The 26,057-nt window shown below is 66.0% G+C and carries 26 protein-coding genes; 14 read left to right on the top strand and 12 right to left on the bottom strand.

The window, feature by feature from the left end:
- The first annotated feature begins 12 nt into the window (after positions 1-12).
- Genes N7422_RS17795 through N7422_RS17780 form a run of 4 tightly spaced genes read left to right on the top strand, consistent with a single transcriptional unit; the run spans position 13 to position 3,842 of the window.
- Positions 13-1,077 carry an acyl-CoA/acyl-ACP dehydrogenase gene (locus N7422_RS17795; protein ID WP_279807778.1) on the top strand — a complete coding sequence of 355 codons (1,065 nt, stop codon included), beginning with the start codon at positions 13-15 and terminating at the stop codon, positions 1,075-1,077.
- Positions 1,074-1,895: an ABC transporter ATP-binding protein gene (locus N7422_RS17790; protein WP_279807777.1), complete on the top strand. Its 822-nt coding sequence runs from the start codon at positions 1,074-1,076 to the stop codon at positions 1,893-1,895. The genes N7422_RS17795 and N7422_RS17790 overlap by 4 nt, the downstream gene beginning before the upstream one ends.
- Entirely contained in the window at positions 1,882-3,087 is a 1,206-nt protein-coding gene (locus tag N7422_RS17785) for an ABC transporter substrate-binding protein (protein WP_279807776.1), read from the top strand. Before N7422_RS17790 ends, N7422_RS17785 begins: the two co-directional genes overlap by 14 nt.
- Positions 3,087-3,842 (top strand): ABC transporter permease, encoded by a 756-nt coding sequence (locus N7422_RS17780; RefSeq protein ID WP_279807775.1) that lies wholly within the window; start codon positions 3,087-3,089, stop codon positions 3,840-3,842. The genes N7422_RS17785 and N7422_RS17780 overlap by 1 nt, the downstream gene beginning before the upstream one ends.
- A 68-nt stretch (positions 3,843-3,910) precedes the next feature.
- On the opposite strand, the gene N7422_RS17775 is transcribed toward N7422_RS17780, so the two are convergent.
- Together N7422_RS17775 and argC are read right to left on the bottom strand one after the other, a co-directional pair.
- Positions 3,911-4,597, bottom strand: coding sequence for a GNAT family N-acetyltransferase (locus N7422_RS17775; protein ID WP_279807774.1), 687 nt, complete (start codon positions 4,595-4,597; stop codon positions 3,911-3,913).
- 66 nt (positions 4,598-4,663) lie between these two features.
- A complete protein-coding gene (argC, locus tag N7422_RS17770) occupies positions 4,664-5,593 on the bottom strand; it encodes an N-acetyl-gamma-glutamyl-phosphate reductase (protein WP_279807773.1) in 930 nt (309 codons plus the stop codon).
- Between the two features lie 128 nt (positions 5,594-5,721).
- Between argC and N7422_RS17765 the strand changes: the two genes are divergently transcribed.
- Complete coding sequence (locus tag N7422_RS17765; RefSeq protein WP_279807772.1) at positions 5,722-6,603, top strand: LysR family transcriptional regulator; 882 nt, start codon at positions 5,722-5,724, stop codon at positions 6,601-6,603.
- Between the two features lie 68 nt (positions 6,604-6,671).
- Here N7422_RS17765 and N7422_RS17760 read toward each other — a convergent pair whose 3' ends face one another.
- Positions 6,672-6,875 (bottom strand): 4-oxalocrotonate tautomerase family protein, encoded by a 204-nt coding sequence (locus N7422_RS17760; RefSeq protein WP_279807771.1) that lies wholly within the window; start codon positions 6,873-6,875, stop codon positions 6,672-6,674.
- Positions 6,876-6,893: 18 nt separating this feature from the next.
- The gene (locus tag N7422_RS17755; protein ID WP_279807770.1) at positions 6,894-7,628 is read right to left on the bottom strand and encodes an SDR family NAD(P)-dependent oxidoreductase; all 735 of its coding nucleotides are present in this window, start codon (positions 7,626-7,628) and stop codon (positions 6,894-6,896) included.
- 111 nt (positions 7,629-7,739) lie between these two features.
- Here N7422_RS17755 and N7422_RS17750 point away from each other — a divergent pair, with 111 nt between their 5' ends.
- The 4 genes from N7422_RS17750 (at position 7,740) to N7422_RS17735 (ending at position 10,847) form a co-directional block, all read left to right on the top strand.
- Positions 7,740-8,660, top strand: a complete 921-nt coding sequence (locus N7422_RS17750) for a LysR family transcriptional regulator (RefSeq protein WP_279807769.1) — start codon at positions 7,740-7,742, stop codon at positions 8,658-8,660.
- A gap of 104 nt (positions 8,661-8,764) precedes the next feature.
- Positions 8,765-9,034: a hypothetical protein gene (locus N7422_RS17745; RefSeq protein WP_279807768.1), complete on the top strand. Its 270-nt coding sequence runs from the start codon at positions 8,765-8,767 to the stop codon at positions 9,032-9,034.
- Between the two features lie 137 nt (positions 9,035-9,171).
- Positions 9,172-9,870 (top strand): MOSC domain-containing protein, encoded by a 699-nt coding sequence (locus tag N7422_RS17740; protein ID WP_279807767.1) that lies wholly within the window; start codon positions 9,172-9,174, stop codon positions 9,868-9,870.
- 41 nt (positions 9,871-9,911) lie between these two features.
- The gene (locus N7422_RS17735; protein ID WP_279807766.1) at positions 9,912-10,847 is read left to right on the top strand and encodes a 5'-nucleotidase; all 936 of its coding nucleotides are present in this window, start codon (positions 9,912-9,914) and stop codon (positions 10,845-10,847) included.
- Between the two features lie 3 nt (positions 10,848-10,850).
- Here the strand turns inward: N7422_RS17735 and N7422_RS17730 are convergent, their stop codons facing one another.
- Positions 10,851-11,501, bottom strand: coding sequence for a TIGR04211 family SH3 domain-containing protein (locus N7422_RS17730; RefSeq protein ID WP_279807765.1), 651 nt, complete (start codon positions 11,499-11,501; stop codon positions 10,851-10,853).
- Between the two features lie 232 nt (positions 11,502-11,733).
- Positions 11,734-13,107 carry a nucleotide 5'-monophosphate nucleosidase PpnN gene (gene ppnN / locus N7422_RS17725; RefSeq protein WP_279807763.1) on the bottom strand — a complete coding sequence of 458 codons (1,374 nt, stop codon included), beginning with the start codon at positions 13,105-13,107 and terminating at the stop codon, positions 11,734-11,736.
- Positions 13,108-13,314: 207 nt separating this feature from the next.
- Here ppnN and N7422_RS17720 point away from each other — a divergent pair, with 207 nt between their 5' ends.
- From N7422_RS17720 to katG, 4 genes are all read left to right on the top strand, one after another.
- Positions 13,315-14,025 carry a YebC/PmpR family DNA-binding transcriptional regulator gene (locus tag N7422_RS17720; RefSeq protein WP_028688730.1) on the top strand — a complete coding sequence of 237 codons (711 nt, stop codon included), beginning with the start codon at positions 13,315-13,317 and terminating at the stop codon, positions 14,023-14,025.
- A gap of 86 nt (positions 14,026-14,111) precedes the next feature.
- Positions 14,112-15,056, top strand: coding sequence for a LysR family transcriptional regulator (locus N7422_RS17715; protein ID WP_279807762.1), 945 nt, complete (start codon positions 14,112-14,114; stop codon positions 15,054-15,056).
- A gap of 95 nt (positions 15,057-15,151) precedes the next feature.
- Complete coding sequence (locus tag N7422_RS17710) at positions 15,152-16,564, top strand: DOPA decarboxylase (RefSeq protein WP_279807761.1); 1,413 nt, start codon at positions 15,152-15,154, stop codon at positions 16,562-16,564.
- Between the two features lie 353 nt (positions 16,565-16,917).
- Positions 16,918-19,152 (top strand): catalase/peroxidase HPI, encoded by a 2,235-nt coding sequence (katG, locus tag N7422_RS17705; RefSeq protein ID WP_279807760.1) that lies wholly within the window; start codon positions 16,918-16,920, stop codon positions 19,150-19,152.
- Between the two features lie 42 nt (positions 19,153-19,194).
- On the opposite strand, the gene N7422_RS17700 is transcribed toward katG, so the two are convergent.
- The 4 genes from N7422_RS17700 to N7422_RS17685 all read right to left on the bottom strand — a co-directional run bounded on the left by N7422_RS17700 (position 19,195) and on the right by N7422_RS17685 (position 23,045).
- The gene (locus N7422_RS17700; protein WP_279807759.1) at positions 19,195-20,529 is read right to left on the bottom strand and encodes an MFS transporter; all 1,335 of its coding nucleotides are present in this window, start codon (positions 20,527-20,529) and stop codon (positions 19,195-19,197) included.
- A 283-nt stretch (positions 20,530-20,812) separates the two neighbouring features.
- Complete coding sequence (locus tag N7422_RS17695; RefSeq protein ID WP_279807758.1) at positions 20,813-21,268, bottom strand: hypothetical protein; 456 nt, start codon at positions 21,266-21,268, stop codon at positions 20,813-20,815.
- Between the two features lie 131 nt (positions 21,269-21,399).
- The gene (locus tag N7422_RS17690) at positions 21,400-22,170 is read right to left on the bottom strand and encodes a DNA/RNA non-specific endonuclease (RefSeq protein WP_279807757.1); all 771 of its coding nucleotides are present in this window, start codon (positions 22,168-22,170) and stop codon (positions 21,400-21,402) included.
- 98 nt (positions 22,171-22,268) lie between these two features.
- On the bottom strand, positions 22,269-23,045 hold the full coding sequence (locus N7422_RS17685; RefSeq protein WP_279807756.1) for a ParA family protein: 777 nt from the start codon (positions 23,043-23,045) through the stop codon (positions 22,269-22,271).
- A 147-nt stretch (positions 23,046-23,192) separates the two neighbouring features.
- On the opposite strand from N7422_RS17685, the gene N7422_RS17680 reads away from it, so the two are divergent.
- On the top strand, positions 23,193-23,552 hold the full coding sequence (locus N7422_RS17680; protein WP_279807755.1) for a VOC family protein: 360 nt from the start codon (positions 23,193-23,195) through the stop codon (positions 23,550-23,552).
- Between the two features lie 36 nt (positions 23,553-23,588).
- On the opposite strand, the gene N7422_RS17675 is transcribed toward N7422_RS17680, so the two are convergent.
- On the bottom strand, positions 23,589-24,356 hold the full coding sequence (locus tag N7422_RS17675) for a hypothetical protein (RefSeq protein WP_279807754.1): 768 nt from the start codon (positions 24,354-24,356) through the stop codon (positions 23,589-23,591).
- A gap of 37 nt (positions 24,357-24,393) precedes the next feature.
- Positions 24,394-25,974, bottom strand: coding sequence for a sensor domain-containing diguanylate cyclase (locus N7422_RS17670; RefSeq protein ID WP_279807753.1), 1,581 nt, complete (start codon positions 25,972-25,974; stop codon positions 24,394-24,396).
- Positions 25,975-26,057 lie beyond the last annotated feature (83 nt).

Below are 26,057 nucleotides of genomic sequence, written 5' to 3'. Positions count from 1 at the left end.
AGGAGTAGGGACATGCTTGATTGTGCATTTCGACAGTGGCTGGATGCCAATGCCGAGGCTATCGACCAAGGTCAGTGCGATCCGCATCTGGTACTGGCGCACATCGCCGAGTCGCAGCTGCTGCGCATCGGCGTCGATCCGGCCCAGGGTGGTTCGGGCGGCGACGTCACCGAGGCGGTCGAGGCCATTGCCGCGATTGCCAGCCGCTCGTTGGCAGCGGCCTTCGTCTGCTGGGGGCAGCGCGCCTTCATCGAATACCTGCTGCAAAGCCCCAACCGCTTACTGTGCGAACGGCTGATGCCCGCGCTGCTCAAGGGCGAGCTGGCCGGGGCCACCGGGCTTTCCAACGCCATGAAGTTTCTCTCCGGCATCGAGGCCTTGCAGGTGAGCGCGCGGGCGGCAGCCGATGGCTGGAACCTCGAAGGGCGCCTGCACTGGGTCACCAACCTGCGCAAGAGCGGTTTCGTGGTGGCCGCGGCCATCGAGAATGACGCGGGCGGTGCGCCGTTCGTGGTCGCCATCCCCTCGGATGCGCCGGGCCTTGAGCGTTCCGCCGACCTGCAGCTGATGGGCCTGCAATCGAGCAACACCGCGGCGCTGGCGTTCCACCAGGTGCCGCTGGCTCGCGACTGGCTGCTGCACGACAATGCCCGCGAGTTTCTGCCCAAGGTGCGTCCGGCGTTCCTGGCGCTGCAGTGCGGCATGGCCATCGGCCTGGCCCGTCGTGCGCTCGAGGAAGCCCAGGAGCACCTGCAGGGCCGCGGCTCGTTCCTCGAGGAAGCCTGCCAGGTGCTCCAGGCGCGCCTGGAAAACACCGTCGGCGAGCTCAAGCAAGGCCTGCTCGACGGCCGCTTCCTCGGGCAGCCGGCTGCCTTGTTCAAGCTGCGCATCACGCTGGCCGAAAGTGCGGCCGATGCCGTGCAACTAGAGCTGCAAGCCAGTGGTGGCAAGGCTTACCTGACGGCCTATGGCGAAGGTTTCGCGCGCCGCTGGCGCGAGTCGGCCTTCGTGCCGATCGTCACGCCGAGCCTGGTGCAACTGCGCGCCGAACTGCAACGCCAGGCGGCCGCTGCATGACCGACGTGTTGCTCGAAGCCCGCGACATCAGCCTGGGCTATCCGTGCGAAGGTGGCTGGCAGGCCGTGCTGGAACAGTTCGACCTGTCGCTCGCGCCGGGGGAGGTGGTCACCATCCTCGGCCCCAGCGGCGTTGGCAAATCCAGCCTGTTACGCGTGCTGGCTGGCCTGCAGCAGGCTCGCGGCGGCAGCGTCAGCCTGCACGGCGAGCCGCTGCAAGGCCCGCATCCGCGTCTGGCCGTGGCGTTCCAGGATCCCAGCCTGCTGCCCTGGCTGAGCCTGGAAAAGAACGTCGCCTTCGGCCTCGATTTCGCTCGGCAGCCCAGGCTGACGGCTAGCGAGCGGCGTGCACGGATCGAGCATGCCATCGACGCGGTGGGCCTGGCCCACGCTCGCAACCAGTACCCCGCCCAGCTCTCCGGCGGCATGGCCCAGCGCACCGCGCTGGCCCGTTGCCTGGCGCGCCAGCCCGAGGTGCTGTTGCTGGATGAGCCGTTCGGTGCGCTGGACGAGGTGACCCGGGCCGACATGCAGCAATTGCTGCTGCAGCTGATCGCCACCCACAACACCGCCGCGGTGCTGATCACCCACGACATCGACGAAGCCCTGCTGCTGTCCGATCGCGTGCTGCTACTGGGCAACCAGCCGGCGCGCACCCTGGGTCAATGGCATATCGACCTGCCGCAGCCCCGCGCGCAGCGGGTCGAGGAACTGGGCGCGCTGCGCATCGAAATTCTGAAAACCCTTCGGCGGGCAAGCCGCACAGCCGAACCCACTCCTTCTCCCTTGCCCTCGGAGGCTGTCCATGTGCATGGATGACTGCTGTTCCACGACGTCTCGTCGCGATTTTCTCAAGCTGAGCGCCATGCTCACCGCCGCCGGCGCCGTGCCGTTGCTGGCGAGCCTGCAGGCGCGCGCCGCCGCCGAGCCGGACGCGCCGGTACGCATCGGCTATCTGCCGATCACCGACGCCACGCCGCTGCTGGTGGCGCACAACAACGGCCTGTTCGAAGCCGAGGGCATCAAGGCCGAGCGCCCGGTGTTGCTGCGCAGCTGGGCGCAGGTGATCGAGGCGTTCATTTCCGGGCAGGTCAATGTCATTCACCTGCTGTCGCCGATGACCGTGTGGGCGCGCTATGGCAGCAAGGTGCCGGCCAAGGTCGTGGCCTGGAACCATGTCGGTGGCTCGGGACTGACCGTGGCGCCGGACATCACCGACATGAAGCAGCTTGGCGGCAAGACCGTGGCCATTCCGTTCTGGTACTCGATCCATAACGTGGTGCTGCAGCAGATGCTCGACGACAACGGCTTGAAGCCGGTGTCCAAGCCGGCCAGCGCGCAGCTGGCGGACAACGAGGTCAACCTGCTGGTGCTGCCACCGTCGGATATGCCGCCGGCCCTGGCCAGCAAGCGCATCGCCGGCTACATCGTCGCCGAGCCGTTCAACGCCCTGGCCGAGAACCTCAAGGTCGGCCGCGTGCAGCGCTTCACCGGCGACGTCTGGCGCAACCATGCATGCTGCGTGGTGTTCATGCACGAGCATGATCTGAACAATCGCCCGGAATGGTCGCAGAAGGTGGTCAATGCCATCGTCAAGGCCCAGCAGTGGACCCGTGAACATCGTGCCGAGGCCGCCGCCTTGCTGTCCAAGGCCGGCCCCAACAAGTACACCCCGCACGAGCCGGCGGTGCTGACCAAGGTGCTGGCACCTTCCGCCGAAGAGCGCGCCGGGTACATCGCCAGCGGCGCGATCCAGCATCAGCAATGGGATGAAAAGCGCATCGACTTCCAGCCATACCCGTTCCCCAGCTACACCGAGGAGCTGGTCAAGCGCCTGAAGAACACCCTGATCGAAGGCGAGAGTGGTTTCCTCGCTGGGCTGGATCCGGCGCACACCGCGCGTGACCTGGTGGACGACCGCTTCGTGCGCAACGCCATCGCCGCCGTGGGTGGCCCGGCAACCTTCGGCATCGCCGAGAATTTCCAGCGTAGCGAGGAGTTCGCGGTCTGATGCGCAGGCATGTCGTGCATGGCGCCCTGGGCCTGGTGGGTCTGGTGGTGCTGTTGTTGCTGTGGTGGGCAGGGGTGCAGGTTTTCGGCGCCAGCGATGGGCTGTCGGCGCGCTTCTCGCCCCAGGCCACGTTGCAGAGCCTGGTCGAGCTGCTCGGGCAGGGCGAGGTCTATGGGCATATCTGGGTGAGCCTCAAGCGCATCCTGGTCGGCCTGCTGCTGGCGCTGCTGATCGGTGTGCCGCTGGGGCTGCTGGTGGGCAGCTACCGCCACCTGGAGGCGGCGACCACGCCGGCGTTCCAGTTCCTGCGCATGATCTCGCCGCTGTCGTGGATGCCGGTGGTGGTGATGCTGATGGGCGTGGGCGACCAGCCGATCTACTTCCTGCTGGCCTTCGCCGCGCTGTGGCCGATCCTGCTCAACACCGCCGCGGGCGTGCGTCAGCTCGACCCGCGCTGGTTGCAGTTGAGCCGCAGCCTGAGTGCCACGCGCTGGGAGACGCTGTGCAAGGTGATCGTTCCCGGGGTCATCGGCCACGTCCTGACCGGGGTGCGCCTGGCCATCGGCATCCTGTGGATCGTGCTGGTGCCGTGCGAGATGCTCGGGGTCAGCGCGGGGCTGGGGTACTTCATTCTCGATACCCGGGACCGGCTGGCGTATTCCGAGTTGATGGCCATGGTGCTGCTGATCGGGGGGCTGGGCTTCATGCTCGATGCCCTGGCCCGTGGGCTGCATCGGCGCTGGGTACATGCCTGAAGATTGCCGGGGCCGCTATGCGGCCCTGTCGCTGGCGATTGGCTGCCAAGCGGCCCCAGTGCTATCGCTCAATGACGGGTCAGTCGCTGTTTGACACACGCGTTCGCCTGCTCCGTCAACCTGTCCAGCCGCTCGTCACGCAGGCGTTCGGCTGCCACCATCGCTTCCTCGCCACGCTGCTTGAGCAGGTACGCATGGATCTGCCGCACCTCGGTGCTCTGGTAGATCGGCGCGATATCCAGCCGCCCGATCAACGCCCCGCTGGCGTGCCCGCTGCTGCTCATCAGCACTTGCGGCCCGGCGCTGGCCACCACTTGCAGGCCCATGGCCTCGAACCAGGGAACCTGCTCGGCGAAAGCGCTCAGCTCGACGCAGGCGTAGCGCGCACGCAGGTCATCCAGCAGTGCCCGGGCGATGCCCTGGCGGCGGTGGCTGGAGGCCACGGCAAGGTAGGCCAGGGAGCAGGCCTGGGCATCATCCTGGGCCGGCAGTGACAAGGCGAAACCGAGCAGTTGGTCCGGTGCGTCGGCGTCCAGGGCCAGGGTCAGCTCCACCTTCAGGCCACGGGTGCCGTCCAGGGCCATCAGGTACTGATGCACTTCCATGCCCACGCCGTACTGGTACAGCGGGTAGAGCGGGTTGTCCGGGCTGATGGCGACGCTGCTGAGCTGGCCGACATGGTCAATCACCAGCTGGCGGATCTGGTTCTGGAAGGATTCAGGTGGCACGCCGTCGAGGCGGCGGAGGATGAACATCGCGGGTCGGACTCCAGCTGGGCGGAAACACCCCGCGTCGAAGCGACGCGGGGTGCCTAGTCTACGCTAGCGCAGGCCGGCCAGCATCAGGTCGAGGTTCTGCACGGCGGCGCCCGAGGCGCCCTTGCCGAGGTTGTCGAACACCGCCGTCAGCAGCACCTGGCCGTGCTCGGGGTTGGCATAGAGAGCCAGGCGCAGGTTGTTGCTGTCGTTCAGCGCCTGCGGGTCGAGCGCCGGGGCCGGGCCTGCCTGGTGCAGGGGCAGTACCTGCACGTGACGGGCGCCCTGGTAGTGCCGCTCGAGACAGGCTTGCAGCTGTTCGGCGTGGACACCCGGCAGCAGACGCAACTGCAGCGGGATGCTCAGCACGATGCCCTGGCGATAGTCGCCGTAGCCCGGCACGAACACCGGCCGGGCACCGAGGCCGGCATGCTGCTGGATCTCCGGCACATGCTTGTGCGCCAGTTCCAGGCCATACAGTTGCACGGTCGGCAGATAGGCGTCGCTGCGCTGCTCGTGGCGTTCGACCGCTGCCCGGCCGCCGCCGGAGTAGCCGGAGATCGCATGGATGCTCAACGGGTAGTCGCTTGGCAGCAGCCCGGCCTTGACCAATGGATGCAGCAGGGCGATGGCCCCGGTGGGGTAGCAGCCGGGGTTGCTCACCCGAGTGGCCCGGGCGATGCGCTCGGCCTGTCCCTGGTCCAGCTCCGGCAGGCCGTAGACCCAGCCGGGCGTGGTGCGGTGCGCGGAGCTGGCGTCGATCACCCGCACCGCCGGATTGCTGATCGTCGCCACTGCCTCGCGGGCGGCGTCATCGGGCAGGCAGAGCAGGGCGATGTCGGCACTGTTGATCGCTTCGCGTCGGCGCGCCGGGTGCTTGCGCTCGGCCTCGGGCAGGGTGAGCAGACGCAGGTCCTGGCGCCCGTGCAGGCGGGCGTGGATCTGCAGGCCGGTGGTACCTTGGTTGCCGTCGATGAAGACAAGGGGCTGGTGCATGGTAAGTGTCCGATAGCAGGAGAACGATGGCGTCATGCTCGCTGTTGTCGCCACGAAAGAAAATTTGAATATCATGAAACTGCTGTTCAGAATTTCTGAATGATGGCCTTGAACCTTTCTGGAGCTCCATGCGCGAAATCAGCCTCGACCGCCTGCGCACCCTGGTGGTGATCGCCGACCAGGGTTCCTTCGCTGACGCCGCCCGCCAGCTCAACCTGGCGCCGCCGACCATCAGCCTGCACGTGGCCGAGCTTGAGGCGCGCATTGGTGCGGTTCTGCTTACCCGGACCCGCGGGCAGGTGCGTCCCACCGTCATCGGCGAGACGCTGTTGGTCCGTGCCCGGCGCCTGCTGGCCGACGCCGACCAGGCCCTGGACGAAGTCCGCCGCCAGGTCGAAGGTTTGCAGGGGCGAGTGCGCCTGGGCGCTTCCACCGGGGCCATCGCCCATCTGTTGCCCAAGGCGCTCGAGGCTTTGCGGGTGGATCATCCAGGCATCGACGTGCAGGTTCAGGTGCTCACCTCGCAGGCCTCCCTGGCGCGCTTGCGCGAGGGCACCCTGGACATCGGTCTGGTGGCGCTGCCGCAGGTGGCGGGCAAGGGGCTCAGGGTCACGCCCTGGCGGCGCGATCCGATCATGGCCTACGTGCCCGCCGACTGGCAGCCACCGGCCCGGATCACGCCAATGTGGCTGGCAGGGCGGGCGTTGATCCTCAACGACAGCACCACGCAGTTGTCGCGGGTGACCTCGGAGTGGTTCGCCGGCGCAGGGTTGTACCCCGAGCCGCGGATCGAACTGAACTACAACGATGCGATCAAGAGCCTGGTGGCGGCGGGCTATGGCGCGACCTTGCTGCCGCAGGAGGGGGAGGTGCAGGCGCATGATCCAAGGATCGTCCGGCGACCACTGCGGCCGGGGTTGTGGCGGCAACTGGGGATTGCCTGCCGGGACGGCGAGGTGGAGCGGGCGACGGGGTTCGTGCTGGAGGCGCTGGAGCGGTTACGGCAGTAGGGGGGCAGGTTCGGGCAAGGCGCATGCGCGGCCCTGTGGGAGCGGGTTAACCCGCTCCCACAGAGGTGCTACCGTTCGCGCTGCCTCAACGCGGTCACCGTCTCTCCACCAACCCCCCAGTTGTCGGTGGACACTTCCTCGATCACCACGAAGGTACTGGCCGGTGGCTTGTTCAGTACCTGTTCGAGCAAGCGGGTCGTGCCTTCGATCAGCTGGCGCTTGTGCTCGGCGGTGACGCCTTCATCGGTCACGCGGATATGGACGTAGGGCATGCTGCGGTTCTCCAGGTTTCAGTGCCAGGTGCCGGCGGTGCTGCCACCGTCGACGGGCAGGATGACGCCACTGACATAGCCGGCGTCGGTCAGGTACAGCACGGCATCCACCACATCCTCGGGCTTGCCCGTGCGCCCGCTCGGCGACAGCGCTCCCAGCCCCTCGGCACCGTCGCCATGCAGCGGGGTATCGATGATGCCGGGCGCCACGGCATTGACCTGCACGCCGCTGCTCGCCAGTTCCAGCGCCAGGCCTTTGACCGCCTGGTTCAGGCCACCTTTGACCAGTACCGGCAGCAGTGCCGGGACCCGGGTATCCGGTTGCATCGCCACCGAGGCGGTGATGGCGACGATATGCCCATGGCCTTGGGCTTTCATCACCCGTGCCGCCGCCTGGGCGGGGTAGAAGAAGCCCTTGAGGTTGGTGCCGACCAGTGCGTCGACATCGGCCTCGGTGTAGTCGGTGACCGGCTTGGGAATGAAGATCCCCGCGTTGTTGACCAGGATGTCGACCTGACCGAAGGCTTCCACTGCCGCGTTGAACAACCGCTCGGCGGTGGCTTTCTCGGCGATGTCGCCGGCCACGCCGATGAAGCCGCGTGGATGGCCGAGGAGCGCGGCGGCTTCGTTCAGACGGGCCTCGGTGCGGGCATTGCCGACCACGTTGTCGCCGCGTTCGAGGAACGCCTTGGCGAGGGCGAAGCCCAGGCCGCTGGACGCGCCGGTGATGATGACGGTTCTTGCTGTACTCATGCTGCGAACTCCGGTTGATCGCGGATGGAGCCACTTTAGGCGGCAAGTTCAGCTTGAAAAATGAGGCGCATGGCATTTCAATCGATACACCATGTAAACAATAGAGCCGCCATGACCCGCCATTTCGATGACCTGCAACTGGGCAGCCTGGAGCTGTTCTGCCTTGCCGCCGACGCCGGCAGCTTTACCGAGGCGGCCAGCCAGGCGGGCGTCACCCCGGCTGCGGTCAGCCGCTCGGTGGCGCGCCTGGAAGAGCGCCTGGGGGTGCGCCTGTTCGTGCGTACCACCCGGCAGATGCGCCTTTCCGAGGCTGGCCAGGCCTATTACCAGCAATGCCGCGAAGCCCTTGGCCAGCTCGTCGAGGCAGAGCGCCAGGTTGCCGGTGGGCAGCTCCAGCCCAGTGGCCGCCTGCGCATCAGTGCCCCCACGCCTTACGCCCACCACCGGCTGTTGCCGATGTTGCCGCGTTTTCAGCAGCGCTATCCGCAGGTGCAGGTGGACGTGCATGTGAGCAATCGCAATGTCGACTTCTTCGAGGAAAACTTCGACCTGGCGATCCGCGGGCGGGCGCCGGCCGACTCACGCCTGGTGGCGCGGCGCCTCGAGCAGGCCGAGCTGGTGGTCGTGGGCACCCCGGGCTACCTGGCCCGGAGCGGGACGCCAGGCACGCTGGACGACCTGGCCGGGCACCAGTGCATCCAGTTCGAAATGCCCAGCACTGGGCGACGTGCGCCGTGGAGCTTTCGTCGTGATGGCGAGCTGGTGGAGCTCGACACCCAGGGTGCGTTCACCTGCCAGGGCGATTTTCTCGCCACCACCACCCTGGCGCTTCACGGCGGCGGGTTGATGCAGGCCTATCGCTTTACCGTGCAGGACGCTCTGGACAGTGGCGAGCTGGTGGAGGTACTGGCCGAGCATGGCGGGACGTCGCGGCCGTTCATGCTGATTTATCCGCAAGCCCGGCACATGCCATCGAGGGTACGGGCGTTCATCGATTTTCTGCTGGCCGAGGTGGCGCTACCGTTGGGCTGAAGCCACGCGCGCCGTGCGCTGGAGAACTATTCTCCTTGCTGCTGGGCCGACCTGCAGTCCGGCTCACACTCCAGTAGTCAGGCTGTTTCCCAGGAGAACACTCCATGAAATCCATGACACTGCTAGTGATTGCTTGCGTACTGAGTTTCACTGCTCAGGCCGAGGATAAGGCTGCGACCAACTGTGAGGCCAAGATCGAGGATCTGGAGTACATCAGCAGGACCGATGGTCAGGCGCTGCATGGCGGTATGGCTCATGACTATCATGAGCTGCTCAAACAGGCCAAGGCAGCCCAGGCCAAAGGCGACATGGCGACATGCCAGTCTTCGGCCGACCGTGCCAAGACCATTTATAACAAGGCCCGCGGCAAGTAGCCGGGCTCTGCGCGAGATCGAGCCTGGTACCTTGTGGGAGCGGGTTTTTTCGGCACGCCGACAAACCCGCTTCTGCAGGACTGCACGGGCAACGGCGCTGGTGTAAGCTCGCCCAGTCCTTTCCGCGAGACCGCCGCATGCATCCGCCCAGTCCACGCCTCGACAGCCTGCTCACCGGCATCGCCCGGCCCTTTACTCGTCCCGGTTCGCGCAGCGCCATCGACAAACAACCCCGCGAAGGTTCGCACCAGGTCACCTTCCTTGGCATCGCCGGCGACGAACAGGGCGACCTGCGGGTGCATGGCGGCGTCGAGAAGGCCATCCACCACTACCCCCGCGAGCACTACGCCGACTGGCTCGCCGAGCTCGGCACGCACCCGCTGCTGGAGCGGCCCGGCGCATTCGGCGAGAACTTCAGCAGCCATGGCTGGCGCGAAGCGGATGTCTGCCTGGGCGACCGCATCCGCGTGGGCTCGGCATTGCTGGAGATCTCCCAGGGGCGCATGCCCTGCTGGAAACTCAACGATCGTTTCGATGTGGCGCAGATGGCGCTGCGGGTGCAGCAGAGCGGACGCACCGGTTGGTACTACCGGGTTCTGGAAGAGGGTACGCTCGCGGCGGGGGATACCTTGCAGCTGGTCGAAAGACCCCATGCGCAGTGGTCGGTGGCCCGGCTGTCGGCGGTGCTGTTCGACAAGCGGCTGGAGCCCGAGCTGCTGCGCGAATGCCTGGCGTTGCCGCTGGTGCCGAGCTGGCGTCGTACCTTGGAAAAACGCCTGGAGCAGCACCAGGTCGAGGACTGGACGTCACGCCTGCAGGGCCGTATCGACGGCTGATTACCCGCAACTTCAACTTCTACACGACAAGGAAAGCCCCGATGCCCTTCGAACTGGACGACCGCCTGGTGATCGGCGTTGCCTCGAGCGCGGTGTTCGACCTGAGCGAGTCCGACGCGGTGTTCCGACGCGACGGTGAGGCGCAGTATCGCAAGTACCAGGAGCAGCACCTGGACGTGCCCTTGGGCAAGGGTATCGCCTATCCCTTCATCAAGCGTCTGCTGGCCCTCAACGACCTGCGCGCGGACCCCGAAGACCCACTGGTGGAGGTGGTGCTGCTGTCGCAGAACGACCCGGACACCGGCATGCGGGTCATGAAGACCATCGGCCACTACGGCCTGAACATGACCCGGGCGATCTTCACTCAGGGACGCTCGCCATACGAGTACATCCCCGCGCTGAACATCGCCCTGTTCCTCTCCGCCGACAAACAGCATGTGGATGCGGCGATCAAGAGTGGCTATCCGGCCGGCCAGGTGCTCGACTCGCAGTTCGATGACGACGAGAGCGAGGACAACCTGCGCATCGCCTTCGACTTCGACGGCGTGCTGGCGGGGGACGAGTCGGAGGCCGTGATGCAGTCGGGCGGGCTGGACAGCTTTCATGCCCACGAGGTGATCAATGTCGCCCAACCGCACAATCCTGGCCCGCTGAAGGAGTTCTTCGTGCGTGTCGCGCGGATCCAGGCGTTCGAGGAGCAGTACAAGCTCGAACACCCCGGTTATGTGAACCGCCTGCGGGTGTCGATCGTCACCGCGCGCAACGCGCCGTCCCACGAGCGAGCGCTCAACACCCTCAAGAGTTGGGGAGTCATGGCCAATGACGCCTTCTTCCTTGGCGGCATCGAGAAACGCCGGGTTTTGCAGGTGCTGAAGCCTCACATCTTCTTCGAGGACCATCCTGCGCACCTGAAGGGCTCTCGCACCGTAGTGCCCTCCGTGCATATACCTTTTGGCGTCACCAACCAGCCGAAGTAACCTTCAGAACCAGCGGTCGTTACGCTTGCGGCCGCGGGTCAGCGCCGGCAGGATCAGGCCCACCAGCAGCCCGGCGCCGGCGATGCTGCCGCCGTAGACCATGTAGCGCATCATCACCTGCTTGTTCTCGTCACCGAGCCGCGCCTGGGTGTCGCGCAGGCTCGACTGGGCCTGGTCGAGCTGCTCGTTCAATGCCTTGTTGCGGGTTTCCAGCTCGTCGATCAGCGCCTTGCGCGAATCGAGGGTTTCCTGCATGCCCTGCACGCGGTTCTTCCAGCTGTCGTCGATGGTCTTGAGCTGACCGGACAGCTCGGCCACCTGTGCGTCCAGCTGCGGCAGGCGTTCGTTTTGACCAGGCACTGCCTGCAGGTCACTGGTGAGGATCCACACCAGGTCGCCATTCTGGCCACGCACCTGGCTGTAGTTGCCCTGGCTGGTGACCAGCGTGAGCCGCTGCCCGGACTTGAGCGTGCCGACGATGCGGTGGCCATCGGTGGGACCGCTGCGCACGTAAGTGCTCAGGCTGTCGCTGACCCAGCGCGCATCGCTGGCCGGTTCTTCGGCGAGGGCCGGGGCGGCGACGGCGATCAGGGCGGCGATCAGGCCGCCACGCAGGGTGGCGAGGGCAGGGGAGGCTGGCTGGTTGTCTGGCATGCTGGTCTTCGCTGAATACGGGACGAATGAAGGCCCGATGACTGGGCCGGCGATCCGGTCGGGTGGATTGACCGTCAGCGAAAGACCGCTTTTTTGTAGGCAGGTTCACTGCTTGGCGTGGGAAATATCTGCGAGATATTACGAAATGCAGTTACCCGATGGGCGCGGGCTTGACCCGCGATGGCGTTTGCCTGGGCGGCGCCATCGCGGGTCAAGCCCGCTGCCACAGGGGTCAGGTCACGACCTGGTAGCACGGCACATAGGCAGCCCCACCCGGCAACTTCATCCGGTGCTGGTCGACGAACGCCTGCAGCAACCGCCCGAGCGGATCGAGAATCACCGCGTCGCCATGGATCTGGTATGGCCCGTGCTCTTCGATCAGGCGGATGCCCTTGTCCTTGACGTTGCCCGCGACGATGCCGGAAAACGCCCGGCGCAGGTTGGCCGCCAGCTCATGAGGGGGCAGGTCGCGGCGCAGGGCCAGTTCGGCCATGTTCTGGTGGGTCGGATCGAACGGACGCTGGAAGCCTTCGTCGATTTTCAGCAGCCAGTTGAAATGGAACGCGTCGTTGCGCTCGCGGCGGAACTGCTTGACCGCCTTGAGCCCTTCGACCATCTGCCGGGCCACTTCGGCGGGGTCGTCGATGATGATCTGGTAGTGGCGTTGCGCCGCTTCGCCGAGGGTGGCGCCGACGAAGGCGTGCAACTGCAGCAGGAACGCTTCGGCGCTGCGCGGGCCGGTGAGGATGACCGGGAACGGCAGGTCCTGGTTGTCCGGGTGCATGAGGATGCCGAGCAGGTAGAGGAATTCCTCGGCGGTGCCGGCGCCGCCGGGGAAGATGATGATGCCGTGGCCGACACGGACGAAGGCTTCCAGGCGCTTCTCGATGTCCGGCAGGATGACCAGTTCGTTGACGATCGGGTTGGGCGCCTCGGCGGCGATGATGCCTGGCTCGGTCAGGCCCAGGTAGCGGCTGCCGTGCATGCGCTGCTTGGCGTGGGCGATGGTGGCGCCTTTCATCGGGCCTTTCATCACGCCCGGGCCGCAGCCGGTGCAGACATCCAGTTTGCGCAGGCCCAGTTCGTGGCCGACCTTCTTGGTGTACTGGTACTCCTCGCTGCTGATCGAGTGGCCGCCCCAGCACACAACCATCTTCGGCTCGACGCCGGGGCGCAGGGTGCGGGCGTTGCGCAGCAGGTGGAAGACATAGTCGGTGATGCCCTGGGAGCTTTCCAGGTCGATGCGCTGGCTGGCCAGCTCGCTCTCGGTGTAGACGATGTCGCGCAGGGCGCTGAACAGCATCTCGCGGGTGCTGGCGATCATCTCGCCATCGACGAAGGCATCGGCGGGGGCATTGAGCAGTTCCAGGCGCACGCCACGATCCTGCTGGTGGATGCGCACCTCGAAGTCCTTGTAGGCCTCGAGGATGGTCTTGGCATTGTCGACATGGGCGCCAGTGTTGAGGATGGCCAGGGCGCACTGGCGGAACAGGGTATAGAGGCTGCCGGTACCGACTTCGCTCAGTTGCTGGACTTCACGTTGCGACAGCGTCTCCAGGCTGCCTTTGGGGCTGACGGAGGCGTTGATGACATTGCGTTGGGGCATGTAAGTCTTTCCTGTGCGGGTAAAACATCCTTCTTGGGCAACACCATACAAGCAAATGCGCGCGGCAACGAGGGGGCGGCGGAAAAAGCGGCCGGTCGGTGCCGGTGACGTGATTTCTTGTCGAACAGCCCGGCGAGGGCGTATAAACTGCTCCCCACTTTTGGCCGGTCGCTTCCTGAACCGGCCGCGGAAACAAAGAGAGTCGATATGGGCGCACAGTGGAAAGCCAAACATAGAGAAACAGCGGCCAATGCCAAAGGCAAGATCATGGGCAAGCTGGCCAAGGAGATCCAGATCGCTGCCAAGTCGGGCGCCGACCCGGACATGAACCCGCGCCTGCGCCTGGCCATCGTCCAGGCCAAGAAAGCCTCGATGACCCGTGAGACCCTGGAACGCGCGATCAAGAAAGGCGCAGGCCTGGACGGCGAGGCCGTGCAGTACCATGCCGTCAGCTACGAAGGCTTCGCCCCGCACCAGGTGCCGCTGATCGTCGAGTGCCTGACCGACAACATCAACCGTACCGTGGCGCAGATCCGCGTGCTGTTTCGCAAGGGCCAGCTGGGCGCCAGCGGCTCGGTGGCGTGGGACTTCAACCATGTCGGCCTGATCGAGGCCACCCCGGAAGGCGACGCCGACCCGGAAATGGCGGCCATCGAAGCCGGTGCCCAGGACTTCGAGGACGGCGAGGAAGAGGGTTCGACCCTGTTCATCACCGACACCACCGACCTGGACGCCGTGCAGAAGGCCCTGCCGGAGCATGGCTTCACCGTCACCTCGGCGAAGATCGGCTACACCCCGAAGAACCCGGTGAGCGCCGCCGGCCTGAGCGCCGAAGCCCTGGCCGAGGTCGAGGCCTTCCTCGAGGCGATCGACGAGAACGAAGACGTGCAGAACGTCTATGTCGGCCTGACCGACTGAGCCGAGCGTCATCCTCGCGGGGCAAGCCCGCTCCCAGTGCATGTGTGGGAGCGGGCTTGCCCCGCGATCATTTCCGGACCCGTGCCATGCACCCCACCTTCGCCTCCCTCAGCCTCGCCCACCTGTGCACCCTCGACTGCCTCCTGCAGCTGAAGAACCTCAGCCACGCCGCCGAGCGCCTGGGGTGCAGCCAATCGACCCTGAGCCGCCAGCTGGCCAGCCTGCGCGAGGCCTTCGACGACCCGTTGCTGGTGCGCCAGGGCCGAGGCTATGTGCTCAGCGAGCACGCCGAGACGCTGGTCGAGCCGTTGCGCCAGGTGCTGGAGGAACTGAACGCCCTGCGCCAGCCCGCGGCGTTCGACCCGGCGCGCTGCGAGCGACGTTTCTGCCTGGCGGCCTCCGACTATGTGGCTGAACACATGCTGCCGCAGTTGGTGAAGGTGCTGGAGCAGGAGGCGCCCGGGGTGTCGCTGGAGTACCGCACCTGGCAGGCCGGGCAATATGCCTTGCTGGCCAGTGGCGAGATCGACCTGGCCACCACGCTGTTCGACGAATCGCCGCCCAACCTGCATGGCCGCCTGTTGGGCGAGGATCGCGCGGTGTGCCTGATGCGCCGCGATCACCCGCTGAGCGCCCTCGACCAGGTAAGCCAGGATGACTACCTGAGGTTCAAGCACGTACGTGTATCCGGTGGCGGCGACAAGGACAGCTTCATCGACCGTCACCTGCGCGCCCAGGGCCTGCAGCGGCGCGTCAGCCTGGAGGTGCCGTTCTTCAGCGCCATGGTGCAGGTGATCGGCAATGGCCAGGCACTGGCCACGGTGCCCGAGCACATCGCCCGGCAACTTGCACGGCTGCATGGCCTGGCCTGGCGGTCGCTGGGGTTCGTCGAGCACACCCAGCGTTACTGGGTGGTCTGGCACCAGCGCTTGCAGGCCTCGGCGGAGCATCGCTGGTTGCGCAACCGGGTGTTCGAGGTGTGGCGCCAGTCGCAATTCGGCGTGCAGGGCGGATATGCGCCTTCGCCATAGCAGCTATGCGCGAAGTGGGGTTATTCGCCGGGGCAGGGGCGCCTAGACTGGACGTCATCCCGGCCCTTTCGCGGGCAAACTCCAGGAGACACGGTGTGACCCCCGAACAATTCCGCCAGTACGGCCACCAACTGATCGACCTGATCGCCGACTACCGCCAGACCGTCGCCGAGCGTCCGGTCATGGCCCAGGTCGAACCTGGCTACCTCAAGGCCGCCTTGCCCGGCGCGGCGCCGCAACAGGGCGAGCCGTTCGAGGCGATCCTGGGCGATGTCGACAGGCTGGTCATGCCGGGCCTGTCCCACTGGCAACACCCGAATTTCTACGGCTACTTCCCCTCCAACGGCAGCCTGTCTTCGGTGCTGGGCGATTTCCTCAGCACTGGCCTGGGCGTGCTTGGCCTGTCCTGGCAATCGAGCCCGGCCCTGAGCGAGCTGGAGGAGACCACCCTGGACTGGCTGCGCCAGCTGCTGGGCCTGAGCGACCAGTGGAGCGGGGTGATCCAGGACACCGCCTCGACCAGCACCCTGGTGGCGCTGATCTGCGCCCGCGAGCGCGCCAGCGACCACGCCCAGGTGCGCGGTGGCCTGCAGGCCCAGGCCCGGCCGCTGATCGTCTACGTCAGCGCCCACGCCCACAGCTCGGTGGACAAGGCCGCGCTGCTGGCCGGTTTCGGCCGCGACAACATCCGCCTGATCCCCACCGACGAGCGGTTCGCCATGCGCCCCGAAGCGCTGGAGGAGGCCATCGCCAAGGATCTGGTCGCCGGCAACCAGCCGTGCGCCGTGGTCGCCACCACCGGCACCACCACCACCACCGCGCTGGACCCGCTGCGCCCGATCGGCGAGATCGCCCAGGCCAACCAGCTGTGGCTGCACGTCGATTCGGCCATGGCCGGCTCGGCGATGATCCTGCCCGAGTGCCGCTGGATGTGGGACGGCATCGAGCTGGCCGACTCGGTGGTGGTCAATGCGCACAAGTGGCTGGGCGTGGCCTTCGACTGCTCGATCTACTACGTGCGTGACCCGCAGCATCTGATCCGGGTGATGAGCACCAATCCGAGCTACCTGCAGTCGGCGGTCGATGGCGAGGTGAAGAACCTGCGCGACTGGGGCATCCCGCTGGGGCGCCGATTCCGTGCCCTGAAGCTGTGGTTCATGCTGCGCAGCGAAGGGGTCGAGGCCTTGCAGCAGCGCCTGCGCCGCGACCTGGACAACGCCCGCTGGCTGGCCGCGCAGGTCGAGGCATCGCCTGACTGGGAGCTGCTGGCGCCGGTGCAACTGCAGACCCTGTGCATCCGCCACCGCCCAGCCGGGCTGGAAGAGGAGGCGCTGGATGCCCATACCCGTGGCTGGGCCGAACGGCTCAATGGCTCGGGAGACGCCTACGTGACTCCGGCGACCCTGGAGGGGCGCTGGATGGTGCGGGTGTCGGTGGGAGCGCTGCCGACCGAGCGCGAGCATGTCGAGCAGCTGTGGCAGCGCTTGCAGGCGATCGTGACTGAGTAGCGCACACCCTTGCGTGGCAGCGGGTTCACCGGCGAAAGTGACACCGCGGGACGGGACACGGGCCATGCCCGTGTTCGCCGTTCCCGATCATGGCCCTGACAGAGCCAGGCTATCACCGCGCAATAGCGCTTCTATTAGACCTCTGCCCACGCTCGACTAGTCTTTGTGCTGGTTCCGCGAAAAGCCGGCGCGCAGACGCGCCCGGACGCCTGGCGGACCTGGGTCGGCAGCGACCGACCACACCTGATGAGGGGTAGGCACGCGCCCTCGCGCGCGGCCGATCGAACACCCGGCACCGTACCTACAAGAACGCCTGGAAATCTGGACAGACCCGACCCAAAAGGTAGAAGCAGATGGCGAACGAATCGAAATGCCCGTTCCATCAAACCGCAGGTGGCGGCACCACCAACCGTGACTGGTGGCCCGACCAGCTCAACCTGAAGATCCTCCACCAACATACCCGCAAGTCCGACCCGATGGACCCGGACTTCGACTATGCCGAGGCCTTCAAGAGCCTGGACTTCCAGGCCCTGAAGCGCGACCTGAAGGCCTTGATGACCGACTCGCAGGACTGGTGGCCCGCCGACTTCGGTCACTACGGCCCGCTGTTCATCCGCATGGCCTGGCACAGTGCCGGCACCTATCGCATCGGCGATGGCCGTGGCGGCGCCGGTTCCGGTCAGCAGCGCTTCGCCCCGCTCAACAGCTGGCCCGACAACGTCAGCCTGGACAAGGCCCGGCGTCTGCTGTGGCCGATCAAGCAGAAGTACGGCAACAAGATCTCCTGGGCCGACCTGATCGTGCTCACCGGCAACGTCGCCCTCGAGTCCATGGGCTTCAAGACCTTTGGCTTCTCCGGTGGTCGCGCCGATGTGTGGGAGCCGGACGAGGACGTGTACTGGGGGTCGGAAAAGGTCTGGCTGGGCGGCGACACCCGCTACGGCAAGACCGAGGCGCCCGGTCAGGGCGACCTGGTGGCCGAACCGTCCAAGCGCCCGGAGGAGCAGAGCCGCGACCTGGCCGCCGAGCGCAACCTGGAAAACCCGCTGGCCGCGGTGCAGATGGGCCTGATCTATGTGAACCCTGAAGGACCGGACGGCAACCCCGACCCGGTCGCCTCGGGCAAGGATATCCGCGACACCTTCGGCCGCATGGCCATGAACGACGAGGAAACCGTGGCCCTGATCGCCGGCGGCCACGCCTTCGGCAAGACCCACGGCGCCGGCCCTGCCGACAATGTCGGTGCTGAGCCGGAGGCTGCGGGGCTGGAGCAGCAAGGCCTGGGCTGGCAGAACAAGTTCCGCAGTGGCGTGGGCGGCGATGCCATCACCAGCGGCCTGGAGGTGATCTGGACGTCGACGCCGACCCGCTGGAGCAACGAGTACCTGAACAACCTGTTCAACTTCGACTGGGAGCTGACCAAGAGCCCGGCGGGTGCTCACCAGTGGCGACCCAAGGACGGCAAGGGCGCCGGCACCGTGCCTGATGCCCATGACGCCTCCAAGCGTCATGCGCCCTCGATGCTCACCTCCGACCTGGCCCTGCGCTTCGACCCCATTTACGAGCCCATCGCCCGGCGCTTCAAGGACAATCCCGACCAGCTCGCCGATGCCTTCGCCCGTGCCTGGTACAAGCTGATCCACCGTGACATGGGCCCGCTGGCCCGTTACCTGGGCCCGGAAATGCCCAATGAGGAACTGCTGTGGCAGGACCCGCTGCCCAAGGCTGGCCCTCAGCCAGGCGAAGCCGATATCGCCGCGCTCAAGGCCAAGGTGCAGGCTTCGGGGCTGAGTGTCGCCGAGCTCGTATCCGCCGCCTGGGCCTCGGCCTCGACCTTCCGCGGTTCCGACAAGCGCGGTGGCGCCAACGGCGCCCGGTTGCGCCTGGCACCGCAGAACGGTTGGACGGCCAACCAGGGCCTGGACAAGGTGCTGACCGCACTGGAGAAGATCCGCAACGAGGGGGGCAACAAGATCTCCCTGGCCGACCTGATCGTGTTGGCCGGCGGCGTGGCGGTGGAGAAGGCTGCCAAGGACGCCGGGCACGCGGTCAATGTGCCGTTCCACCCGGGCCGTGTGGATGCCTCGCAGGAACAGACCGACGTCGAGTCGTTCGCCGTGCTCGAGCCGCTGGCCGATGGTTTCCGCAACTTCAGCAAGGCCCGCTACAGCGTCAAGGCCGAAAAGCTGTTGCTGGACAAGGCCCAGTTGCTGACCCTGACCGCGCCGGAACTGACCGTGCTGATCGCTGGCCTGCGTGTGCTGGGCGCCAATCATGGCGGTAGCAAGGAAGGGGTGTTCACCGACAAGGTGGGCGTGCTGAGCAACGACTTCTTCCGCAATCTGCTGGACATGGGCGTGGAGTGGAAGCCGACCTCGGCCGACAACGAAGCCTTCGAAGGTCGTGACCGCAAGACCGGGCAGCTGAAGTGGACCGCCAGCCGGGTCGACCTGGTGCTCGGCTCCCATGCCCAGCTGCGCGCGATCAGCGAGGTGTATGGCAGCAGCGACGCCAAGGCGAAGTTCGTCAAGGACTTCGTTGCCGCGTGGGTGAAAGTGATGGAACTGGATCGATTCGATCTGGCGTGACAGCAGTGCCGGGGCGCTTCGCGCGCCCCGGCCCGCACCTTCTTACAGGTTCTGCGTCATGCCCGGCTCATCGGCAGCCGGGCTTTCATCATGCAGCGAGACCTTCGAGGTTTCCGGCAACGCCAGCCCGCCGATCAACGCCAGCAAGGCGATCACCACCAGGTAGAACGCCGGTGCCAGGCGGCTGCCGCTCTGCTCGATCAACCAGGTCGCCACCAACGGCGCGGTGCCGCCGAACAGGGTGTAGGCCACGTTGTAGGTGATGGCCGAGGCCGTGTAGCGACTGCGGGTGGGGAAGCACTCCGAGAGCAGCGCGGCGGTGACCACGCCGCTGAGCAGCGCGCCGATCGCCAGCAGGATCACCCCCAGCAGCGCCCCCGACAACGAACCGGAACTGGCCAGCCAGTAGGCCGGGAACACCGCGATCATGACCCACAGGCAAGTGAAGCCGATGGTCCGGCGCCGGCCAACCCGGTCGGAGAAGGCGCCGGCCAGCGGGCAGCCGGCGGCGGCGAACAGCAGGGCCACGGTCGAGACCAGCAGTGCCTGGGCGCGGCTGAGCTGGCCGACCGTTTGCAGGTAGGTGGCGAAGTAGGTGGTGAACATGTAGAACGACAGCGCCGTCAGCGAGATGAACGCCCCCAGGTTGCGGATGGTGCGGCCATGGTGGCGCAGGGTATCGCCGAGCGGCGAGTGGGCGTGGGTCTTGCCCTCGGCCAGGGCCTGGCGGAACGCGGGGGTTTCCTCCATGCGCCAGCGCAGGTACAACCCGACCAGGCCCAGGGGCGCCGCCACCAGGAACGGCACGCGCCAGCCCCAGGCGTTCATCGCCTCCGCTGACAGGCTCGCCTCCAGGCCATAGGCGATGACCGCCGCGCAGGCGAAGGCGGAGAACGTCGAGACGGGCACGAAACTGCCATAGAACGCGCGCCGGCCCCGGGGCGCATGTTCCATCAGGTATGCACAGGCCCCGGCATATTCACCCCCGGCGGAAAAGCCCTGCAGGCAGCGGGCGAGGGTCAGCAGCGTCGGGGCCAGCACGCCGATGCTGGCGTAGGTCGGCAGCAGGCCGATCAGCGTGGTGGAGCCGGCCATCAGCAGGATGGTCAGCGACAGGATGCGCTTGCGCCCGAGGCGGTCCCCCAGCGCGCCGAACACGATGCCGCCCAGCGGGCGCAGGGCGAAGGCCACGGCGAACACGGCGAAGGTCTTGAGCAGGGCGACGCCGGGCGCTTCGCTGGCGAAGAACTGGCTGGCGATCAGCGTGGCGAGAAAACCGTAGACGGCGAAGTCGAACCATTCGACGAAGTTGCCGATGGCCGAGGCGGCGATCACCCGACGCAAGGTGGCGGGCGGGACCTCATGGACGATGGACATGGATGTGCTCTCCGGTGGTCTGGGCAGCCTGGACGAATGCGGCGCGCTCGGGGGCGCCGTCGTTGTTGTCCGGCCAGTAGACAGGGGAGACAGAGCGGTTGCTTCTTCGTGGGCGACGCTGGGATGTCTGATAGGGTCGCTGGTGGACCGTGGCGCAGGTCTTGGGTGAAGTGCAAGACCCTGCGGGAGCGGGTTCATCGGGGCGTCGAACCGTCACGAAACAGGCGTCGCGATGCCCCGATAGATCTCCCCCACAGTGTCCTGGTAGCGCCTGAGTACTCCGCTACAGCCGATCAGGTGCCGGGGACTCTGGATAAGGCAGCAGCACCAGCGGCGCCATCACCTCGACCCGGTCCTCCTCGAACAAGCCTTCGGGAACAGGCGGGTAGACCGTCAGCCAGCACTGGCGCTCGACCAGTTGCGCCATCTGGCGAAAGTCCGAAGCGACGAGGCCCCGCGGCAACAGTCGGGCATGTCTTGGCGCGCTACGCCGCGCCTCGCAGGCGATCGGCTGGTTTTGCCTGTTCAGGGTGATCTTGAGCGTGACCACGCCAACCAGGTGACCCTGGTTGGCGGGCGCGATCCGGTTGATCAGCGAGCTCTGCATGGCCGCGACAAAGGCGGCCATGGTAGCGGCGTCGACCGTTGGCGGCGCCTTGCTCGCGCTGCCGCAGGCCATGAGCGTCGCCAGGCCGAGCGCGGCGAGAGGGAGCAGGGTGAAGCGATGAATCTTCGACACGGAAACATCCTTGGCAGAGGGGACCCGGCACGTTCGTGTGCCTGGCGGGAAAGAGGCAGATGCCCTGTTACGAGACGTGCCAGGGCAAAGGATCTTCAATGATCGGCTACCGTTGTCGACGGTACAAGGGGTCACTGTCGATCGCAGCCTGTCGGCACGGGCCAGGTCTGCGCAGGACGTTGGTCCTTCAGCGTTTCGGGCACATCGATCGGCATTTCACCCGGCCCCAGCAGCGCCTCGATCTCGTGCACGCTGCGCAGGTACGGGTCGAGGTCGCTACCCAGTCCAGCCTGGTGTGGAATCCACCAGGCGATCACCTGCGCCTGGCCATGATCATCCTCGGTCAGCAGCACCTTCCAGAAGGCTTCCGGCGTGGCGATGCCGTGGGACTGGACAAAGTGGTCGTTGGCCAGGGCCTGGCCTTCACGGCCGAATACCACGCCGCCGATCACCGTCAGCGGATGCAGGTCACGGTAGCACTCGCTCAGCAATTCGGTCTGGTACCAGGTGCGGCTGTTGTGCGAGGCCAACTGCGGCACGATGTTGCTCATCAGGTTGGACGCGTCCATGGCCGTGCGATCGTCGTCGAAGTGGTTGTTCGCGGCCAGGTGTCCACGGTGGTAGCCCTTGGGCGTGGAGTAGGCCTTGGCCGAGTACTGACCTTTGCAGCCTTCGGGCAGGCTGCGATCAATACGGAAGTTGTCGACGCGCGCCAGGTGGCCTTCGTCCTTGCCCAGGGTGAAGGCGAAGCGGTGCGGCTCGCCGCGCTGGCAGTCGTACCAGAGCTGGAAGCGCCCATGGTCGAGGAGGGTGAGCGGCGTGGGGGCTGGTGCGGGGGGCGGCAGGCGCGGTGCGCAGGAGGTCAAGGTGAGCAGGAACAGCAGGAACAGCAAACGGCGCATGGCGCGTCTTCCTTGAACAAAGCGCGCGATGTTACAGCAGACGGCAGCGACCTGGCAGAGGGGGTATTTGCCTGTGGCACCTGAGTGTCGGCCTGGGGTCAGGCCGCTCGTTCCAGCACATCCAGCAGGTCGACGAACTCCTGCGCCAGCCGGTGCCGTGGTGCCAGGTGCACCAGCGGCACTGCCGCTTCATGGGACTCGCGCATCCTGATCGAGCTGCTCAGGTACACCGGCAGCACGGGCAGCCCCTCGCCGCGCAACTGATCGACCAGGGTCTGGTGCAACGCCGTGCGGCTGGCGAACTGGTTGACCACCACGCCCTCGACCTGCAAGGCGGCGTTATGGTCCTGACGCAGCTCATCCACCTCGGCCATCACGTTGTACAGCGCCTGGCGCGAGAAGCTGTCGCAATCGTAGGGGATCAGCAGGCGTTCGGCCGCGACCAGGGCGCTGAAGGTGTAGAAGTTGAGCGCGGGCGGCGTGTCGATGTAGATGCGCTCATAATCCGCCGACAGTTCCACCAGCAGCTTGCGCAGCTTGTTGATCTTGAACTTGCTCTCCAGCTTGCCCTGCAGGTCGGCAAGGTCCGGGCTGGCGGTGACCAGGTGCAGGTTGGCGTAGCGGGTTTGCGTGATCGCCACCCGATGCCGCTTGCCGGTGGCCGGGTTTGGTGACAGGGTCTGGCGGAAGAAGTCGGCGATGCCGGATGGGATGGCATCACCGGCCAGGCCCGTCAGGTAATAGGTGGCGTTGGCCTGAGGGTCGAGGTCCACCAGCAAGGTTCGGTAACCCTCCGCAGCGCTGGCGGCGGCAAGATTGCAGGCAATGCTGGACTTGCCGACACCGCCTTTCTGGTTGAACACGACACGGCGCATGGGAGGTCATCCTTGAGTGGGAAATGTCAGAACGAGGTCAATCCTATGACCGAAAGATGACAATATTAAGACAAGCTTTGTTACATATGCGGCGTTGGCAATGATTGCACTGTCAGCGCGGCCCACATGAGCGCAGGGAGGGGTCCCATGGGTACGCAAGGCAAGGACAGACAGATCGACAACATCGAGTTCAACGTGATCGATATCGCCCGCAGCAAGGCGTTCTACGGCGCCGTGTTCGGCTGGCGCTTCACCGATTACGGGCCGACTTATACCGAGTTCAGCGATGGCCGCCTCACGGGTGGTTTCACCACCGGGGAGCCGGTGCGCCCGGGCGGGCCGCTGGTGATCCTCTATGCCGATGATCTGGCCGAAGCTCAGCGCCGCATCGAGGCGGCGCAGGGGCGTATCAGCCGGGCGGTGTTCGCGTTTCCCGGCGGGCGGCGGTTCCACTTCATCGACCCGGATGGCTATGAGCTGGCGGTGTGGTCGGCCAACGAGACATAACGTGCCTGTTTACTCCTCGCACAGACCTTGCGCGACTCAATCGAAGGCTTTGCGAAAATTGCAAGTCTGCACTTTGAACTGACCATCCCTGGCGTAAGGGTGGTAGGCCAGAACCTTGTCACCACCAAGGAACACCACGCTGGACGTCTGCCTGGTCCAGTCATCGGAGCACAGATGATGACTGTTGAAGTCGGCCCAGACGGCGAATGACTTGATCAGTTTGGCCTTATCACGAGCAATGTTTGCGCCGATGCTGAAAAAGACGAGGCAAAGGGCGAGCACGAGCAGGGCGACGGCGGCCCCCTTTGCGAGTTTGCGCAGTGAGATGGAACTGACCAGCAGAGGGGCCACTGCGGTGACGCCAATCATGGCGACAATGGTGATGGTAGTTACCCCCAGCCCCATGAGCGAGCCTTGGTAGAGCAGGCCGAAGGGGGTAAAGAATGCCGCCAGGACCATGTATGTGATGCCAAGCTGGCTGGCGTCGATAGAGAAGATCTCATTGATTGTTGAGGCGGCCCACTTCTGCGCATAGGCCGCATAGCTAAACAGCAGCCAGGTCAGAACGATCTTGCTCAGCCAGTTGTTCAGCCTGTCGGAAAGCTTGTAGCGTTCGTTGAGTCGTGAAATCCAGATCGCGGCAATGAGGAATGGCAGCAGGCCTGTGTAGCCAATGGCGACGGCGGCGATCAAGGCGCTGTCGAGCGTGAGCGTGAGCAGGATGAGTACGATCCAGGCACTCAGGGCATACGCGTAGATCGCTCGGGACGCTTTGGGTGAGGGGGCGGTTGTATGCGCGGTCATGCCAAGTCTCCAAAATGGGCAGCCAGGGGTTGGAGAACTAGTCGACCAGCATTTCGAAAACTTGATTTCGACCGCTCTGTTTCGCCACATACAGCGCATTGTCTGCTCTGCTCAGCGCTGCTGGCGGAGCCTCCTGGGCAGCGGCCCTCCAGTGTGCGACGCCCAGCGAAATGGTCACATTGCCGACCGGCGCAACGGGGGTTTGCTGGACGGATGAACGCAGGCGCTCTGCAACTGCGTTGGCCACTTCACGACTGGCTCCGGGCAGCAGCATGAGAAACTCTTCACCTCCGGTACGGCACAGCAGGTCGCCTGTGCGGCAGTTTCGGCGCATGAGATCGGCCAAGCGCTGCAGCACCGTATCGCCCACCGCGTGTCCATGTTCGTCGTTGACCCGCTTGAAATGATCGACGTCCAGCACGATGGCGGCAAAGTCTCGCCCTTCGGCCTGCAGCTCTGCCAGCGTGGCTTCCAGCCCGCGACGGTTGACCAGCCCGGTCAACGGATCGGTCTGGGCATCCCGGTTGAGCCGGCCGATGCGCTCGTGCAGCAGGTTCAGGCCGAACAGCAGGGCACGCTTGAGCTCGGCGGCCTCGAAGTACCAGGCTGGCACCTGATGCAGGCGTTCGGCGGTGCCGGCGCGGTCCAGGCTGCGCGCGGCAGCGGCCAGGCGCCAGAGCGGACGGACGATGATCAGCGCCAGCCACCACAGCAGCAGGCTGCCCAGCAGCGCCAGAGGGGCGGAGATCCCCACCACACTGAGAATCAGGTGCCGCAGCGGCGCCACGGTCGCGGCCAGCGGTTGCTGGGCGACGATGCTCCAGCCGCTGCTGGGCACGCTGGCGAAACCGGCCAGCATCTCCACGCCCTGGCTGTTGACGACCCGCCGCGTACCGCTGTCCCGGGTGGCCAGTTCATCGACCAGCGCATTGCCGGCGACCTGCGTGCCGACCCGCTCGCCATCGGGGTGGTAGAGCAGCCGGCGGTTGCGATCGACCACATAGAGGTAGGAGCCATCCTTGTAGAAATGCTCGCCCAGAAGGCTGTTGAGGATATTGCGCTCGCGCAGGTACAGGCTGCCGCCGACGTAGCCGAGGTAGCGGCCTTGGGCATCGAAGATCGGCTGCGACAGCACCACCACCAGGTTGTTGGCCGCCGACAGGAACGGCGTCGACACCAGCGTGCGCCGCTCGCGCAAGGCCTGCTGGGCACCGGGGGAGTTGGACGGCGTGCCGGTGAGATGGCGCAGGGGTGCTGGCGAGATGGCACGCAGGATACCCTGGGCATCCACCAGGAAGGTGGAGTTGAACGCGCTGCTCTGGTTCAGCAGGCGCTCGGTCTCGGCCTGCATGGCCGCCCCGTCGTGGGACTGCCGGCCCTGCACCCCGGCACTGAAAGCCAGCTGTTGCAGGGCGTTACCTAGGAATGTCTCGGCAATGGCGGCCAGCTTGGCGGCATAGACGCGGTTGGCCTCCAGCGAATGATCGATCAGCAACTGGCGCTGCACCCGATAGCTGGCGAAATAGCTGGTCAGCAGCATCACCACGGCGGTGAGCGCGCAGAGAACGAGTATGAGCGTGCGCAGGTCCAGGCGCAGTCCATGCTTGGCGTGTGGCAATCCTGATCTCACTGGACGAAGAAGAGAGGGCTACCTTACTCGTAAAGGCCATATGCCACCAAGGGGAATCAGGAGGTGGATAG

Origin of the sequence: Pseudomonas sp. GD04091 (assembly GCF_029836165.1) — a bacterium.
GTDB lineage: Bacteria > Pseudomonadota > Gammaproteobacteria > Pseudomonadales > Pseudomonadaceae > Aquipseudomonas.
The sequence above is the reverse complement of the archived record's forward strand: the minus strand, read 5'-3'. Positions and strand labels throughout refer to the sequence as shown.

Coding starts and splice junctions, on each gene's coding strand:
- N7422_RS17795 (WP_279807778.1), top strand. CDS start 13: ATGCTTGATTGTGCATTTCGACAGTGGCTGGATGCCAATGCCGAGGCT.
- N7422_RS17790 (WP_279807777.1), top strand. CDS start 1,074: ATGACCGACGTGTTGCTCGAAGCCCGCGACATCAGCCTGGGCTATCCG.
- N7422_RS17785 (WP_279807776.1), top strand. CDS start 1,882: ATGTGCATGGATGACTGCTGTTCCACGACGTCTCGTCGCGATTTTCTC.
- N7422_RS17780 (WP_279807775.1), top strand. CDS start 3,087: ATGCGCAGGCATGTCGTGCATGGCGCCCTGGGCCTGGTGGGTCTGGTG.
- N7422_RS17775 (WP_279807774.1), bottom strand. CDS start 4,597: ATGTTCATCCTCCGCCGCCTCGACGGCGTGCCACCTGAATCCTTCCAG.
- argC (WP_279807773.1), bottom strand. CDS start 5,593: ATGCACCAGCCCCTTGTCTTCATCGACGGCAACCAAGGTACCACCGGC.
- N7422_RS17765 (WP_279807772.1), top strand. CDS start 5,722: ATGCGCGAAATCAGCCTCGACCGCCTGCGCACCCTGGTGGTGATCGCC.
- N7422_RS17760 (WP_279807771.1), bottom strand. CDS start 6,875: ATGCCCTACGTCCATATCCGCGTGACCGATGAAGGCGTCACCGCCGAG.
- N7422_RS17755 (WP_279807770.1), bottom strand. CDS start 7,628: ATGAGTACAGCAAGAACCGTCATCATCACCGGCGCGTCCAGCGGCCTG.
- N7422_RS17750 (WP_279807769.1), top strand. CDS start 7,740: ATGACCCGCCATTTCGATGACCTGCAACTGGGCAGCCTGGAGCTGTTC.
- N7422_RS17745 (WP_279807768.1), top strand. CDS start 8,765: ATGAAATCCATGACACTGCTAGTGATTGCTTGCGTACTGAGTTTCACT.
- N7422_RS17740 (WP_279807767.1), top strand. CDS start 9,172: ATGCATCCGCCCAGTCCACGCCTCGACAGCCTGCTCACCGGCATCGCC.
- N7422_RS17735 (WP_279807766.1), top strand. CDS start 9,912: ATGCCCTTCGAACTGGACGACCGCCTGGTGATCGGCGTTGCCTCGAGC.
- N7422_RS17730 (WP_279807765.1), bottom strand. CDS start 11,501: ATGCCAGACAACCAGCCAGCCTCCCCTGCCCTCGCCACCCTGCGTGGC.
- ppnN (WP_279807763.1), bottom strand. CDS start 13,107: ATGCCCCAACGCAATGTCATCAACGCCTCCGTCAGCCCCAAAGGCAGC.
- N7422_RS17720 (WP_028688730.1), top strand. CDS start 13,315: ATGGGCGCACAGTGGAAAGCCAAACATAGAGAAACAGCGGCCAATGCC.
- N7422_RS17715 (WP_279807762.1), top strand. CDS start 14,112: ATGCACCCCACCTTCGCCTCCCTCAGCCTCGCCCACCTGTGCACCCTC.
- katG (WP_279807760.1), top strand. CDS start 16,918: ATGGCGAACGAATCGAAATGCCCGTTCCATCAAACCGCAGGTGGCGGC.
- N7422_RS17700 (WP_279807759.1), bottom strand. CDS start 20,529: ATGTCCATCGTCCATGAGGTCCCGCCCGCCACCTTGCGTCGGGTGATC.
- N7422_RS17690 (WP_279807757.1), bottom strand. CDS start 22,170: ATGCGCCGTTTGCTGTTCCTGCTGTTCCTGCTCACCTTGACCTCCTGC.
- N7422_RS17685 (WP_279807756.1), bottom strand. CDS start 23,045: ATGCGCCGTGTCGTGTTCAACCAGAAAGGCGGTGTCGGCAAGTCCAGC.
- N7422_RS17680 (WP_279807755.1), top strand. CDS start 23,193: ATGGGTACGCAAGGCAAGGACAGACAGATCGACAACATCGAGTTCAAC.
- N7422_RS17675 (WP_279807754.1), bottom strand. CDS start 24,356: ATGACCGCGCATACAACCGCCCCCTCACCCAAAGCGTCCCGAGCGATC.